Genomic DNA, 15630 nt, shown 5'->3' with positions numbered 1-15630 from the left:
AATTAGGCATTTTTAAAAGCTACAACTTTAACTTTTGCTGGATCATCTTTCTTTCTGAGGAAGTTAGCCATTCCCTCTTTCTGATCCTCTGTCTCGAAGCATGAGCCAAAGAGCTTTTCTTCGATAACGATTGCTTCATCTATATCTGTCTGAAGTCCATCATTGATTGCTTTCTTGCATGCACGAACAGCGATAGGAGCATTAGCTGCGATCTGAGAAGCCATCTTCTCTGCAGCTGCCATGAGCTCTTCCTGTGGATATACTGCATTAACAAGACCAATTCTAAGAGCTTCATCAGCTTTAATATTGCGAGCTGTGTAAATAAGCTGCTTAGCCATTCCTGCACCAATAAGACGAGCAAGTCTCTGTGTTCCGCCAAATCCAGGTGTGATTCCCAGACCAACTTCAGGCTGACCAAACATAGCGTTCTCTGAGCAGATACGAATATCGCAGCTCATTGAGATCTCACATCCACCACCAAGAGCAAATCCATTTACTGCAGCAATTACAGGAACAGGGAACTGCTCGATCTTGCGGAAGATATCATTTCCTTTTTTACCAAAAGCTTCGCCTTCAGCCTTTGTAAGTGTGCTCATCTCTCCGATGTCAGCACCGGCAACAAAAGATTTCTCTCCTGCGCCTGTAAGAACAACTGCTCTTACTACATTTGTGTCGATTGCATCGAATGTAGCAGCAAGGTCATCAAGAACCTGTGAATTAAGAGCATTGAGTGCTTCAGGACGATTGATTGTAACGATTGCTATGTTATCTTTTAACTCACAATTAACAAATCCCATTTTGTTTTCCCCCTATTAAATTAGTACTTCTCTACTATAGTAGCGCAGCCCATTCCGCCGCCGATGCAAAGTGTTGCAAGACCCTTCTTTGCGTCTTCTCTCTTCTGCATCTCATGAAGAAGAGTTACAAGGATACGGCATCCTGATGCTCCAACAGGGTGTCCAAGTGCAATAGCACCACCGTTAACATTAACCTTATTCATATCAAATCCAAGCTCCTTGGCAACTGCAACTGACTGAGCTGCGAATGCTTCGTTAGCCTCGATAAGATCGATATCATCAAGTGAAAGCTCTGTCTTCTTAAGAACTTTCTTTGTAGCTGCAACAGGTCCGATACCCATAATTTCAGGCTCAACACCTGCAAGAGCTCCGCCTACCCATGTAGCCATAGGCTTGATTCCAAGTTCTTTTGCCTTCTCTTCGCTCATAACAACTATTGCAGCAGCACCATCATTGATACCTGAAGCATTACCAGCTGTTACAAGTCCGCCCTCTTTACCAGAGCAGCATTTAAGTTTTGAAAGTGTCTCTACTGTTGTGCCTGCACGAGGACCCTCATCAACCTTGAACTCAACCATTTCCTTTTTAACCTTTACAGGAACAGGAACGATCTCGTCGTTGAATCTGCCGGATGCCTGCGCCTTCTCACATTTCTGCTGTGAGTTTGCTGAGAACTCATCAAGTTCCTGTCTTGTAAGTCCCCATCTATCGCAGATATTCTCTGCTGTGATCATCATGTGATAGTGATTGAAAGCATCTGTAAGAGCATCGTTTACCATTGTATCTACAACTGTTCCGTTGTTCATACGATATCCGAAACGTGCATTAGGAAGTGCATAAGGAGCCATAGACATGTTCTCCATACCACCAGCAACAACTATATCAGCCTCGCCAGCCTTGATAAGATCAGCTGCCATGTTGACACAGTTAAGACCAGAACCGCAAACTACGTTGATTGTAACTGCAGGAGTTTCAATTGGAAGACCAGCCTTGATTGAAGCCTGTCTTGCTACGTTCTGTCCAAGTCCAGCCTGGATAACGCATCCCATCAGTACCTCGTCAACCATCTCAGGCTTAACACCTGCACGGTTAAGTGCCTCCTTGATTACGATTGAACCAAGTTCTGCTGCTGGAGTGTTGCTGAGAGCTCCACCCATTTTGCCGATAGCAGTTCTCACTGCACCAGCTAAAACTACTTTCTGTGCCATAAAGTATTACCTCCGTTTTTTGGGACATGTCTATGTCCATATTTTATTTAGTTTTGTCTTTTAGAAATCGCTTGATAAATTTTTATCAGAACAGAATAATTTTAGCACACCATATAGTCAAATGCAATAAAAAATAGCTCCACTTAGGGAGCTATTTTATAAAATCTCAATAAATTGATATTAAATTAACGAATTGTTATTTAATTAACAAGATCATACTTCAGGTTCAATTATTCCGTATGTGTTTCCTTTTCTCTTATAAACTACGCTTACCTGATCAGTTTCAGCGTTAACAAATACGAAGAAATTGTGTCCTAAAAGTTCCATCTGTACACAGGCATCTTCCGGATACATTGGCTTTGGATCAAATTTTTTCATACGTTCGATCCTGATCTCATCCTCATCCACGTATTCACTTTCAATATATTCTTTTTTGAAGTTGCTGGCTTCTGCCTGCTGCTTATCAACAAGCTTGCTCTTGTATTTTTTAAGCTGTCTTTCAATAACTTCTTCAACAAGATCGATTGAAACATACATATCATTGCTGATCTGCTCAGCACGAATGATCTTGCCTTTTACAGGAATGGTCACCTCAATCTTATGTCGCTCCTTATCGACGTTTAGTGTGACGTTGGCATTAGTATCAGGAGTAAAATATTTTTCAAGCTTACCTATTTTCTCCTCTACTGCTGCACGTAGCCCTGGTGTAACATCAATGTTCTTTCCTACGATTGTAAATTTCATGCAATCATCCCCTTTGCTACTAAAATGTATAACATATTATAGCATTTTTCAGACAATTAAGCCAACACATAACGCAATTTGAATCCTAATCTTTTTATAAACTCATCCTTTTTAGCAATTGTGCACAAAAAATATCTGTTGCTTTCTATTGTGTAAAATTCACTTGCAAAACATCATTCATGTGGACAATGTGGATAAGTTCGTGTATAAGTCGAAAAATAGCCATTCTTAAAAAGCGCCCTGTGGATAACTTTTTATAAACAAACTATAAAATATTTATTAATATATGTTGACTTTTGGCTTTATGTGCACATTGGAGAAATTAGGAAAGTTTTATCCTCAGGGAAACAAGGCTGCATGGTGGAAGGGCTACTTTAATCACATTTCCGCTGTTTTCAAAGTTTTCAAAGCTCTTTTCCATAACTCTTTCCGGGTCATCAAAGCTGTTATAATCATCCATTTTTCCTGAAAGGATTGTTCCTGTAACTTCACCAATCGAAGAATTTCTAAAATCGATATCCACAATGTTTTCTTTTTCCACATCGATGTTGTTCAAAGTAACTGTCACAATTCCATCTTTATCCACAGAAACGGATTCATTTACATTCTCAGCTGTGTCCTCACCTTCACCTATCTTTTCTGTTCCCTCGAGATAGCTTTGCAGAAGATCTGCATCCTGATGATGGCGGAACATATGAAATACATGATAGGTAGGTGTAAGAACCATCTTGTCATCTTCTGTGAGGATCACCGATTGAAGTACATTTACTATCTGGGCAAGACATCCCATCTTTACTCTGTCTGAATGTTTATTAAAGATGTTAAGGGTAGCACCTGCCACCTGGGCATCGCGCATGGAATTCTGCTGATACAAAAATCCCGGATTTGTTCCTTCTTCCACATCGTGCCAGCATCCCCATTCATCAACAAGCATCGCAATTTTCTTTTCAGGATCATATTCAGACATGATATGGTCATTTCTTGTAATGATCTCATCCATGTACACAGCCTTTCTCATGGCCCTGTAATATTCTTCTTTTGAGAACTCTTTTGCGCTTCCCTTGTGCTCCCAGTTGTTGACAACAACATAGTAGTGAACAGAAAGCCCATCCATAAAGCCGTGGGCAGCCGCTGGCGCAGGGTGTCTGAAGCACACTTCCATAACTTCACTTGTCCACTTATAGTCATCGGCATTTGGGCCGCAGCAGATCTTCTTTATTGGCTTGTTTCCGTTGTAGCAGCGCACATAGGTCTGATAATTCCTATACTTATTGCCATAGTAGTCTGCGGTCATATTACCCCCGCATCCCCAGTTTTCATTGCCAACGCCAAAGTAATCCACAGTCCATGGTTTTTCATGGCCATTTTCTTTTCTGAGCTCTGCCATAGGTGAAACGCCGTCGAACGTCATGTACTCCACCCATTCGCTCATCTCTCTTACTGTTCCACTTCCAACGTTGCCATTTACGTAAGTCTTGCACCCAAGCTGTTTGCAAAGTTCAAAGTACTCATGTGTGCCAAAGCTGTTATCCTCAATTACTCCGCCCCAATGAGTGTTGATCATTTTCTTTCTTTTTTCCTTAGGTCCAATACCATCCATCCAGTGGTACTCATCAGCAAAGTTTCCTCCCGGCCATCTAAGTACCGGCACCTTTATCTCTTTTAACGCATCAACTACATCCTTCCTCATGCCGTTCTCATTTTTTATCTGAGAATTCTCACCGACATAGAGGCCTCCGTATATACATCTTCCAAGATGCTCGCTGAAGTGCCCGTAAACCTCAGGCTCAATATGACTCAATTTTCTGTTCTCGTTAATATGTAATTTCATCGTTCCCCCTTTTAACCCTTAACTCCACCAAGAGTTATACCTTTCACAAAATTCCCCTGAATAAACGGGTATGATACAAGTATTGGCAATACGCCAACTGTGGCCATAGCCATACGGACTGAAACTGATGGTATGGACGCAAGACCAACTCCCGCATCCTGCACCCTTGCGCTGTTCTGTGACAGATACTGGATATTCTGCATCATTCTGTTAAGAAGATTCTGAACAGAATACAGGTCCGTTCTCTTTGTAAGATAAATATATCCGTTCATCCAGTCATTCCAGTAAGCGATTCCTGCAAAAAGACCTATTGTAGCCACTATTGGTTTTGACAAGGGCAATACCACACTCGAAAATGTCTTGTATTCTGAAGCGCCGTCAATGTAAGCTGCATCCAGAATCTCAGTCGGTATACTGCTGCAGAAATATGATTTCATCAGCATCACGTTAAAGCCATTCATTAAAAGTCCCGGAACCAACAGTGCCCAAAAACTATTTTTAATGTTCAACATATTGGAATACACGATATAAGTTGGAACCAGTCCGCCATTAAACAAAAGTGTAAAGAATACCAGAAATAAAAGGACACTTCTAAATGGCAGGTCAGGTTTTGAAAGAGCGTAGGCCAAAAGCGTTGTGATGGAAAGAGCCAGCGCTGTTCCCACCAAGGTAAGCACTATCGATATTCCATAGGCATGAACTACTGAATTTCCTGTTTTAAAAATATATTCATACGCATAGGTGCTCCATTTTGCTGGGGTAAAAGAATATCCGTTAGCAATAAGTACATCATTATCAGTAAATGATGAAATAACCAGCAGCACAAACGGAATCACAGCAAGGAGCGATAATATGATCATCACAACATGCGCAAATATTTGAAAGTTTCTCTCTTCTCTTGTTCTCATTGTCACTCACCCCTTTAATGCTCAGAATAATGCATAATCCGGGTCTATCTTTTTCACGATCAGATTAGAACCAAGAACCAAAATAAATCCAACAAGCGACTGATAAAGACCTGCTGCCGAGGACATAGACATATCGCCAAGCTCCAGAAGCCCTCTGTAAACATAGGTATCAATTGTATTTGTCACACTAAACAATGCTCCCTGATTCTGAGGCACCTGGTAAAAGAGCCCGAAATCCGAATAGAATATTCTTCCTATTGCCAAAAGAGTAAGCATCACAATTGTCGGTTTCAAAAGAGGAATAGTTATCTTGAAGATCTGCTGCCACTTGGATGCACCGTCTATTGACGCAGATTCATAGATGCTTCTGTCTATTCCCAAAATGCTTGCAAGATAAATGACGCAGTTATAGCCAACGCCCTTCCATGCGCTTACAAACACAAGAATAAAGGGCCAGTATTTCTTTTCCATATACCAGGAGACAGGGTCCATCCCCAATGGCTTTAATATTGAATTGTTGATAAATCCGTTTTCTGTGGATAAAAAGCCAAATACAAGATAACTTACGATTACCATGGAGATCATATAGGGCAACAGGATAAATGACTGATAAGCCTTTTTTATCCTGGAAGTCATCTCCGCAAGAAGAATCGCTACAAAGATTGCCATAATGGTATTAACGATAATAAACACCAGATTATAAAGAATAGTATTTCTCGTAATTACAAAGGCATCCTTTGTGGCAAAAAGATATTTGAAATTCTTAAAGCCAACAAAGGGAGAGCCAAATATTCCTTTCTTGGCATTAAATTTTTTGAAAGCAAGAATAAGTCCGGGCAATGGCAGATAATTGTTTATAAAAAGATACAGCAAGCCCGGAAAAGCCATGATATAAAGAGGAATATACCTCTTAAAGTTTTTCCTTTTATTTTTCATACGTTTTTCGCTCCCAAATGCTATAAAAGCCCCGGCTATCCTTCCCCGATAGCCGGAGCTCTTTAAATGATCTTAATTAATTCCGTTCTCAGCTGCCCAAGCATCAAGCGCTGCCTGTTTTCCAGCCATGTAGTCATCAAGTCCTGCTGCCTTAAGAGCCTGCTCAAGTTCTGCAATTCCTGTTTCAGGATCAACAAAACCGTAAACTACCTTAGGTCCGAATTCATCATATGCATTCTTAAGTGCTGTATACTCAGATGCATAGTCTGTGTTATCCCATGTAAATCCAAGAGCCTTTGACTTACATGTGCAGTTGTCATTGAAATCTGCGATCTGCTGTCCAAGATCAAGCGGATCACCTTCCCATACATATGTTACATATGGGTTTGGCATAAGCCAGAGAACATTTGGATAGTACTCAGAATTATTGGCATCTACGCCATCTGCATAGGTAATAGTTCCATCGGAGTTAACCTTAAACTCTTTTCCTTCCTGTCCCCAACACATAAGAGTTTCAATTGTTGAATCTGTATAAAGAGCATTAAGAACCTGAAGTGCTGCTACAGGGTCTTCTGTGTTCTGGTTAACACACCAAGGGAATGATGATACTGATGAAGAACTCATAAAGCTCTCACCAACATCAAATACAACCATATCTCTTCCGCACTCACCAGAGATCTGAGTCTTGTAACCAGGCTTACTGCAAGCCATCATAGCCATGTAAGCTCCTGATTTAACCTTTGCAGAAGCACCTGTTGTATCTGTGAGAGCATCCTGTGAAATGAATCCTGCCTGATTCCAGTCATAAGCTCTCTGAGCCCATTCCTTGAAAGTATCAGATGCATATACATCTTCAATCTTGAGTGAGTTCTGAGGATCAAGAAGTGTTCCGAAATAGTCACCTGCAATATTGTCAACCGAGCTTCCCTGTGTAAGTTCATTGTCCTGAATAGCCATTACATACTTGTCAGGGAACTGAGCATGGAGCTGTGTGAAAATATCATTGATATCATCCCATGTAGCCTTTGGATATCCAAGCTCACCTGTTGGCAGTGCGGTAACATCGTATCCGATAGCATCAAGATATTCCTGACCTACACATACAGCAGCTGTCTCAATAGCATAGTCCTTAATTGGAGGTGTTCCGTATAATACGCCGCCAACTCTGCAGGCATCAAGATAATCTGCTCTTATCTTTTCCTTTATTCCGCCGCAGTAATCATCAAACATTCCATCTTCTTCAAGGTCGAGAACATAACCATTATTTATTGATGGGTTATATCCCAGGATACATGTTGAGAAAAGATCTACCTGCTCACCTGATGAAAGCATAAGCTTCATATCTTCTCCATATGCAGCTGAGTCTATGATCATAAGCTCTACATCAAGACCAAGGGTCTCTTCTGTATAAGCAGACAATGCTTCGTTGATCCTATCAAGACCCGCAGGTCTTCCTGTCCAGTCAAAAAATGCAATGACAACCTTCTCGTACTTGCCATCCTTCTCAGCCTTGGCTTTTCTGTCTGCTATAGCCTGAGCAGCCTTATCTGACGCAGCCTCGCTGCTTTCCCCGTCAGTTTTCTGCTCTGCACTTGACTGCTCAGTAGCTTCCTGCTTTGTAGTCTGAGTATCACTCTGAGCCGGTGTCTGTGTTGCCGCGCTTCCACATCCGCTGAAGATCATAGCTGCAGTTGTTGCGCTTAGTAATAAAGAAGCAATTTTCTTTTTCATAGCATCCTCCATATGTGCAACTGATATTCACTATTCTGTTTTATGTTAATCGATTAACTTGCTGATTAAAATATAAGACAACTCGCTCTGAGTTGTCAACATATTTTCTGTAATTTAATGTGCATTTTGTTAATATGGTACGATTAATCTCTTTTGTAATTGTGTGTTATGCACAATGCTTAATCGTTTAACCATCATAATATACTGCTCACTGAAGCTCTTTCTATCAATCGACATGGCATCTTTATCTCTCTTGACACTTCCTTGCCTTCCATCTTATCAAAGAGCATCTCTATGGCTTTTTTGCCGATTCCAAGGAGGTCGATCCTCATGGTAGTAAGTCCGGGAGTCATGAAATCCGAGATCATCTCATCGTCGAATCCTATTATAGAAATGTCTCTGCCTGCCTGTTTACCATGTTCAAAGAGGTATTTATAAATTCCACCGGCATTTCTGTCACTCATACTGAATATTGCAGTGATATCTTTCTGCAAAAGAGCTTCTGCTGCATTATAGCTAAGCTCCTTCCCCCAGCCGGCATATGTCACAAGTTCAGGATTGTACAAAATACCTGCATCATAAAGGGCTTTCTGATAGCCAAGGATTCTGAGCTTGGTGTGGATGTTTTCCTGTTCACCCGCCATAACGCCGATCTTGGTATGTCCTCTTTTGATAAGATAGTCTACAGCTACCCTCGCTGCCTCTTCATCATCTATTACTACAGATGGAACTTCCTCTTCCTGGGAATAGGCATATGCAAGAACTGAAGGTATCTGATTGTCATTAGGGAAGCGATGTATCTTACGGGCATGGCCGGCAACATATACTATTCCGTCAACTCTGATGGAAGCCATCTCTTGCACTGCAGGGTTCATGACAGAATAATACATCTTGTCGTTGTCAAACCACAGGTCCTGCCATCTGGCATAGAGACGGAGGTTCTGAACTATGGTCCTGTAGCCTCTCTCCTCACATACCTCCATGATACCCTCTATAATCTCAGGAGTCGTGAACTGGGCTATATCCTCTGCTATTACGCCAATAGTCTGGGTCTTTTGTTTCCTAAGTCCCTGGGCTACGTAGTTGAGCTTATAGCCCCTGTCGTTAACCACCTTCAAGACTCTGTTCCTGGTCTCTTCACTTACTTTATTTTTGCCATTTAATATATTGGATACAGTGGCCGTAGATACGCCACACTCTTTTGCGATATCTTTTAAGGTTATCATATTAACCTCCGTATATATTTTAATGCTATTCCCTCAATTCATGAGGGGTTAATCGTTTTATTTATTGTACAATATTTTGAATCTGGTGTCAAAATGAGAAATGCTCACTCGGAATCTTCGATTCCTCGTTTCATGGCATTCGCCATATATAAATAAAAAAAGAAGTGACAACATATGAGCAAGCTCATGTTGTCACTTCTTTTTATTTATGCATTTCTCATTTTTAGAAGATTCTTCTTACAGCAAGGACTGTACGGTAATCTGCGCTTGAAATCTTGATACCGGTCTTAGCTGTTGAAGCGTGTACAATCTGTCCACCACCAATATAAATAGCTACATGACCTGAATAACAGATAATATCACCAGGCTGTGCATTGGCAAGTCCATCAACCGCTGAACCAACACTTCTGTCGGCACCGGAAGAATGTGGAAGACTTACACCAAAGTTAGCGTATACACTCATTACAAAGCCTGAGCAGTCAGCACCGTTTGTAAGAGATGTTCCACCATATACATAAGGATTACCAACAAACTGCTGAGCAAACTGAGCAACTGCAGATCCGATTGAACTTGTAGCAGTTGTATATGAGCTTGCTGCATTGTAGCTTGATGAACCTGATGTCTTGGATGTACCTTTCTTAGCTGCTGCATTAGCTGCTTCTCTTGCTGCCTTCTCCTTGGCAAGACGAGCTTCCTCTTCTGCCTTGGACTCAGCCTCTACGAACTCAGTTGAAAGTGTTACGTAGTCAAGTGATACATAACCATCACCTTCCTCGATACTAACCTTAACCCAGCCGTCAAGCTCTTCCTCTACAACAAGTTCGTCCTCGATAGGAACAAGACCAAGTACTTCCTGGTCAAGTCCAGGGCCGCTTCTTACTTTAAGAGTTGTAGTAGTAACTGTTGCGATTCTGGTTCCTACTTCCTTGGCAAGTTCTACTGCATCATCACCTGTAACACAGTATTCAGCCTTTACATATCCTTCTACGGATCCTGACTTGATCTTATACCAGCCATTCTCCTCTTCGATGAAATAACCAACTGACTTATCGTACAGCTTACCGATTATTTCTCCGTCTTCCTCACTTGGAAGATCACGAACATTGACGTAATCATTGACTTTAGCAATAACAAGGGACTTAAAGCTCTCTTCCTCAGAAGCCTCTTCGGATTCCTCTCCTTCACTGTCTTCCTTATTACTGATAACTGCGCCTGTGGCGTTCTGAATATCCCTAAGAATATTATCAGTAATTGTAGAAGCACTAGGTGTCTCATTAGTTACAGCTGAAGTAGCTTCAATATCTTTCTCAGCTGTGCTGCTTACAGACTCTACTGAAGATTCCTCTTTAGATTCTGCTTCAGAAGTTTCCTCACTTGCCGCCTGCTGAAGATTTGAAAGAGATACCTGATTATTACCAAGAGCATATGTAATTCCTGCCTGTGGCAGAACACTTGTCACCTTGTTGGAAGATGCATAAGCATCTATACTCAAACTTGAAAAGGTTATTGCAGCTACAACACTTAAAGCCATTAGCTGCTTGCTAGCTTTTTTCAAAATGGGCCTCCAATTGTTACAGAAATTGTTACAAAAAAATTCACATCTTTTAACAATATACGCCCTTTATCCATTTTTGTCAAATTTTATCAATTTTTAATCTTTAAACGCTTGCTTTTTGTGGACTTTTTGAAACACCCACATCAGTACTTATTTTTCCTTTCCAACAAGGAAATCCTGTACGCTGGTTACTGCATTTGCGCCATCTGCAACGGCTGTAACTATCTGGCGAAGCCTCTTTTTCCTGGAGTCACCTGCTACAAATATGCCGGGTGCTGAAGTTCTGCCATCCTCACCTGCGATAATGTAGCCGCCTTCGTCACATTCAACAATATCAGCGAAAAGATCTGTTGAAGGATGTATACCTATGGCAATGAAAATACCATCAACATCTACATCTTTCATCTCTTTTGACTTAACATTTTCAACCTTTAAGTGAGTAACCTTGTCCTCACCCTTGATCTCTTTTACAACGCTGTCCCAGATAACTTCTACGTTATCAAGTCCAAAGAGCTCATCCTGAAGGATCTTAGTTGCTCTGAGCTCATCTCTTCTGTGGATGAGATATACTTTTTTACTAAATCTTGCAAGGAAAATAGCATCCTCTACAGCTACATCTCCGCCGCCGTTAACAGCTGTAACCTTGTCACGGTAAAAAGCTCCGTCACATGTAGCGCAGTATGAAACGCCCTTTCCGATATACTCTTCCTCACCCGGAACACCAAGCTTTGAGTGATGTGCCCCTGATGCAATGATAACTGTGTGAGTCTCATACTCGCCGTTATCAGTCTTCACCTTGTAAATAGGAGCCTTATCATCTGAGCCCTTGTCTACGCACTCAATTCCTGTAACTGTTCCGTCAACGAACTCAGCTCCAAGCTTATCAGCGTGCTCTCTGAACTTCATTCCGAGGTCAAAACCATTAACTCCCGGAATTCCAAGGTAGTTATCAACTTCATATGTGTCTATGATCTGTCCTCCGCTCACCGGATTTTTTTCTATAATGATCATATTCAAACCTGCTCTTTTTGCATATACTGCAGCAGATAAACCAGCAGGGCCAGAACCAATAATTACTAAATCGTACATAGAATACCTCCTATTCATAAATGCATTTGATTGTGTGCAATTTAATTGTAACACCTTTTTCTTATTTGTAAAGTACTTTTTTAAATCCATCCACCATCAATTGTTATTATCTGTCCTGTCATATAAGAAGGCGCCTCAGAAACCATTAAAACAAGCTCTGCAACTTCCCTGGCCTGTCCCATTCTGCCCATAGGGATCTCATTTTCAAGCTCTTCCAGATCTTCACTTGTAAGATGCCTTCTGTTCATATCTGTATCGATCACGCCACAGGATATGGCATTAACCTGTATATTGCTGGGCGCAAGCTCTTTTGCAAGGGCTTTGGTAAAAGAATTCACTCCGCCCTTAGACGCAGAGTAAGCCACCTCACATGATGCCCCGACACTTCCCCATACCGACGTGATATTGATGATCCTGCCCATATGTTTTTTTACCATAAGGGGCACAGCAAATTTGGAAGTATTAAACAGCCCATCCAGATTGGTCTCCATTAGCCTCTTCCAATCCTCTTTTTCCATGTCTGTCAAAAGACCTATCCATGCAACCCCGGCGTTATTTACCACTATATCTATGTCCTTTATCTGTGAAAAGAGCTCTTTTACCTCTTCATAGCTTCCCACATCGCATTTAAATACGTGGCAGATGGCGCCATACTTCTCTGTGAGCTCATCCCCAAGGCTTTTAAGCTCATCTATGCTGTTTATGCAGGTCAGAAACAGCTCATCTTTTTTACTTGCAAAAGAAATAGCGATTTCTCTGCCAATTCCTCTTGAAGCACCTGTTATCAATACTTTTCTGTTCATATACAAAACCCCTTCAAAAACATGGTTACATTATATATTACATCCTCACATGAAAAAAGCATATAAAAACGCATTTCAGCGCCTTTATATGCTCTATAGGCTCAAAGTATCAGCAGCGTTTAAGTGCATCCAAAACAGCTTCTTCGATAAAAGGTTTGGAAACAAACTCAACTGCACCTATTTTCAGTGCTTCCATCATTTTTTCTTTTTGTCCTGCTGCGGTTATCATCACAACTTTCGCATCAGGGTTATTTCTTTTTATAAGTTTAAGGGCATCAATGCCGTCCATAACAGGCATTGTTATATCCATAGTCACAATATCCGGACGAAGCTTAACATACTGATCAAACCCCTCCTGGCCATTAACTGCTTCTCCAACTATCTTATATCCAGCTCTTTCAAGTATATCCGATAAAAATCTTCTGGAAGTTCTTGAGTCATCTACTATCAATACGCTTTTCATTTAATCCGCCTCCAAAGTTTAAGTTTATGATCAAACAATCCTGACAGTTAACTTTATCTCGCCGCCGCTGATATAAACCGGCATTACTACAATACCTTCATAGTCTATACCCTGAAAAGCCACTGAAAAATCCGGTGGATTCAGTTCAAGCTTCACCTCTTTTTTGCTTTCCTCCGTAGCGTACAAACCATTGATACAGTTTATAAGCTCACAGATCGCATCAAGAGCATCTTCTCTGGTTTCAATAAATTCTTCCTTGGTATAGGCAATTGCCATTTTCTTTATATTTTCATATTTTCCGGAGATAGCAAGCACCCCGCTTACATCCCCATGAAAATGCTGATATCCTATTACTTCCTCTCTAACGGTATCGACAGTATAAGTTTTCCCTATATAAACATGGGTATCTACAAGCCTGTACAGAGCTTTAATGGCCATGGAAAAAATACCCTTATAGGTTACATTCCCTGTATGTAAAAAAAGTGGGACAATTCTATCGATATTACCCGTCTTAAGCTCAACCATATCTATGGCAGTAGCGCCGACGTATGTTTCATACTCTTTTTCAATTTCAGGTATTTTCTCCATTGGGAGAATTCCAAGGTCAACCACGGCCTGAACAAATGCCATGTAACTATTTCCCTGAAGCTTTAGAAGACGCTCAACCTGTGTATCAGTAAGATATCCCTTTTCTACGGCAATATCTCCGAAACGCATATCCATAGACGCCTGAAGTGCATTGACCTGTTCAGCCTGGGCAATCGTCATCAGTTTTTCAGATACCGCTACCACACCAAGTTTAGCTCTATTAGATTCCTGTACTTTAATGACCTGATCGAGCTGATTCTTTGTCATCAACCCTCTCTCAACCATGAAAGCACCCATAAGTCTGTCTAACATCACACCACTCCTTATAAAAAAGGAAACGGACAATAGCCTACTATACTACTATTTTAGACTATTATCCGTTTATTAACAAGCTTATTATTGTTCTTCAGACTCTTTAAAATCTTCTGTATTTCTTTTTTCGTTCATCTTGGCCATTGCCTGGTTGAGTGCTGCCTGAACTGCTGCATCTTCGCTCATTGAAGCTGTAGAGCCTGACTGCTGAGGTTTAATACCTGCCTTGCCTCTCATGATGGCAGCCTGCTGTGCTGCGATCTCGATGGCCATCATTCTGTCTTTTGGAAGGACAATGCCCTGTCCGTTTGGATTGATCCTTATTCCTTCCTTGTCCTGTACAAACTTAAGGATATCCTGATATTTGAACACTGCAGCATTCCATTCTGTGCCAGTGAGCTTCTTGCTAAACTCAATGGCATCAGTATAAACAGGAAGGAACTGCTTATCATCCTTGGTCTTCATAACAAGGAATTTGAGCTTAGTGTCCTTACCCATCCTGATCCTGCCATCTTCCATGACTTCTGCAGGGCCTTCATGCTGCATAGGAATGATATAATTGGCATTTCTGATAAGTGAAAGCATTCTCACTTCTTTTGCCTTTAATACGTCAGCTCTTTTCTCGTATTGTACAGGCCAGCGAAGTTCCTCAAGGAAGTCGATCATAGCAAAATTGAGCTCTGGATTAACAGGTGAAGCGTCCTTCTTCTCGCTGTTCCAGTCCATAGGAGAAACAACAATCTCATTGCGCTTAAATCTTGCCCTGTAAGCACCATTATCCACAATAAGATTCTCAATACCAATGTAGTAGAGATAATCAAAGAATCCGCGTCTTACACTTGCAGGTGCTTCTTCATTTTCTACCTTTACTTTTCTGACAACAAGCTTTCTGTACTGACCTTCAAACATGCCTCTTGCTTTTTCAGCAAGTTCTTCCTCAAAATAAACATTGGCAAATCCATGGTCGATGAAAGGATAGCCTGTAGATGTATCGTAAAGAACGTACAGCTCTTTTGAATCGCGAAGTCTTCCAAGAATCTCGTTGTAAACCTTTCTGTGATTCTTTTCAAAGTCAGGTAAAGGTGCTGTCTTATTAAAGACTTCCATAGCTGTCAAAAGGAATAACAATTCCTGTCCTGAAAGATCAACCAGAGCATCAATTGAGATGTCAGGCTCATAAATGAGCTGTCCAACCTCGCTCTTTCTCTCAGGAGACACTGTTTCCTCCATCTCATGAGTCTCAGCATCCTTTATATTTACAGGGTTGAGCCTTGGAATAGTAGGCCATGTCAGCTCAGCGTGAGCTTTTCTGGCTGCTTCTATTTCTTTTTCCTTACTGGATAAAAGCTCCTGTTCCTTGGAAGCTTCATCTTCAGCCCCATTCTTTTTCCCACCAAATAAATCAAATAATCCCATTAAAACCTATCTCCTCTACGCTT

14 protein-coding genes are annotated in these 15630 nt (G+C 41.1%); all 14 read right to left on the bottom strand.

Annotated features, from left to right (window positions below; all coding sequences use genetic code 11):
- Positions 1–2: 2 nt before the first annotated feature.
- Positions 3–797 (bottom strand): enoyl-CoA hydratase-related protein, encoded by a 795-nt coding sequence (locus E7303_RS10295; protein WP_292145196.1) that lies wholly within the window; start codon positions 795–797, stop codon positions 3–5.
- 20 nt (positions 798–817) lie between these two features.
- The gene (locus E7303_RS10290) at positions 818–2005 is read right to left on the bottom strand and encodes an acetyl-CoA C-acetyltransferase (RefSeq protein ID WP_292145194.1); all 1188 of its coding nucleotides are present in this window, start codon (positions 2003–2005) and stop codon (positions 818–820) included.
- A 213-nt stretch (positions 2006–2218) separates the two neighbouring features.
- Entirely contained in the window at positions 2219–2749 is a 531-nt protein-coding gene (hpf, locus tag E7303_RS10285) for a ribosome hibernation-promoting factor, HPF/YfiA family (RefSeq protein WP_022773786.1), read from the bottom strand.
- Between the two features lie 322 nt (positions 2750–3071).
- The gene (locus E7303_RS10280) at positions 3072–4580 is read right to left on the bottom strand and encodes an alpha-N-arabinofuranosidase (RefSeq protein WP_292145193.1); all 1509 of its coding nucleotides are present in this window, start codon (positions 4578–4580) and stop codon (positions 3072–3074) included.
- 11 nt (positions 4581–4591) lie between these two features.
- Entirely contained in the window at positions 4592–5488 is an 897-nt protein-coding gene (locus E7303_RS10275; RefSeq protein ID WP_292145191.1) for a carbohydrate ABC transporter permease, read from the bottom strand.
- A gap of 21 nt (positions 5489–5509) precedes the next feature.
- The gene (locus E7303_RS10270) at positions 5510–6424 is read right to left on the bottom strand and encodes an ABC transporter permease (protein WP_292145190.1); all 915 of its coding nucleotides are present in this window, start codon (positions 6422–6424) and stop codon (positions 5510–5512) included.
- A gap of 72 nt (positions 6425–6496) precedes the next feature.
- On the bottom strand, positions 6497–8155 hold the full coding sequence (locus E7303_RS10265) for an ABC transporter substrate-binding protein (RefSeq protein WP_292145188.1): 1659 nt from the start codon (positions 8153–8155) through the stop codon (positions 6497–6499).
- 194 nt (positions 8156–8349) lie between these two features.
- Entirely contained in the window at positions 8350–9381 is a 1032-nt protein-coding gene (locus tag E7303_RS10260; protein ID WP_022773779.1) for a LacI family DNA-binding transcriptional regulator, read from the bottom strand.
- A 223-nt stretch (positions 9382–9604) separates the two neighbouring features.
- Positions 9605–10936, bottom strand: a complete 1332-nt coding sequence (locus tag E7303_RS10255) for a C40 family peptidase (protein ID WP_292145186.1) — start codon at positions 10934–10936, stop codon at positions 9605–9607.
- A gap of 150 nt (positions 10937–11086) precedes the next feature.
- Positions 11087–12025, bottom strand: coding sequence for a thioredoxin-disulfide reductase (gene trxB / locus E7303_RS10250; protein WP_103868630.1), 939 nt, complete (start codon positions 12023–12025; stop codon positions 11087–11089).
- Between the two features lie 80 nt (positions 12026–12105).
- Entirely contained in the window at positions 12106–12828 is a 723-nt protein-coding gene (ymfI, locus tag E7303_RS10245; protein ID WP_292145184.1) for an elongation factor P 5-aminopentanone reductase, read from the bottom strand.
- A 109-nt stretch (positions 12829–12937) separates the two neighbouring features.
- The gene (locus E7303_RS10240; RefSeq protein WP_022773774.1) at positions 12938–13291 is read right to left on the bottom strand and encodes a response regulator; all 354 of its coding nucleotides are present in this window, start codon (positions 13289–13291) and stop codon (positions 12938–12940) included.
- Between the two features lie 30 nt (positions 13292–13321).
- On the bottom strand, positions 13322–14191 hold the full coding sequence (locus tag E7303_RS10235; protein ID WP_292145182.1) for a chemotaxis protein CheX: 870 nt from the start codon (positions 14189–14191) through the stop codon (positions 13322–13324).
- A gap of 84 nt (positions 14192–14275) precedes the next feature.
- On the bottom strand, positions 14276–15607 hold the full coding sequence (locus E7303_RS10230) for an SseB family protein (RefSeq protein ID WP_292145181.1): 1332 nt from the start codon (positions 15605–15607) through the stop codon (positions 14276–14278).
- Between the last annotated feature and the right edge of the window lie 23 nt (positions 15608–15630).

It is taken from the genome of Butyrivibrio sp. (assembly GCF_015056685.1).
Taxonomy (GTDB): Bacteria; Bacillota; Clostridia; order Lachnospirales; family Lachnospiraceae; genus Butyrivibrio.
The sequence above is the reverse complement of the archived record's forward strand: the minus strand, read 5'-3'. Positions and strand labels throughout refer to the sequence as shown.

Coding starts and splice junctions, on each gene's coding strand:
- E7303_RS10295 (WP_292145196.1), bottom strand. CDS start 797: ATGGGATTTGTTAATTGTGAGTTAAAAGATAACATAGCAATCGTTACA.
- E7303_RS10290 (WP_292145194.1), bottom strand. CDS start 2,005: ATGGCACAGAAAGTAGTTTTAGCTGGTGCAGTGAGAACTGCTATCGGC.
- hpf (WP_022773786.1), bottom strand. CDS start 2,749: ATGAAATTTACAATCGTAGGAAAGAACATTGATGTTACACCAGGGCTA.
- E7303_RS10280 (WP_292145193.1), bottom strand. CDS start 4,580: ATGAAATTACATATTAACGAGAACAGAAAATTGAGTCATATTGAGCCT.
- E7303_RS10275 (WP_292145191.1), bottom strand. CDS start 5,488: ATGAGAACAAGAGAAGAGAGAAACTTTCAAATATTTGCGCATGTTGTG.
- E7303_RS10270 (WP_292145190.1), bottom strand. CDS start 6,424: ATGAAAAATAAAAGGAAAAACTTTAAGAGGTATATTCCTCTTTATATC.
- E7303_RS10265 (WP_292145188.1), bottom strand. CDS start 8,155: ATGAAAAAGAAAATTGCTTCTTTATTACTAAGCGCAACAACTGCAGCT.
- E7303_RS10260 (WP_022773779.1), bottom strand. CDS start 9,381: ATGATAACCTTAAAAGATATCGCAAAAGAGTGTGGCGTATCTACGGCC.
- trxB (WP_103868630.1), bottom strand. CDS start 12,025: ATGTACGATTTAGTAATTATTGGTTCTGGCCCTGCTGGTTTATCTGCT.
- ymfI (WP_292145184.1), bottom strand. CDS start 12,828: ATGAACAGAAAAGTATTGATAACAGGTGCTTCAAGAGGAATTGGCAGA.
- E7303_RS10240 (WP_022773774.1), bottom strand. CDS start 13,291: ATGAAAAGCGTATTGATAGTAGATGACTCAAGAACTTCCAGAAGATTT.
- E7303_RS10235 (WP_292145182.1), bottom strand. CDS start 14,191: ATGTTAGACAGACTTATGGGTGCTTTCATGGTTGAGAGAGGGTTGATG.
- E7303_RS10230 (WP_292145181.1), bottom strand. CDS start 15,607: ATGGGATTATTTGATTTATTTGGTGGGAAAAAGAATGGGGCTGAAGAT.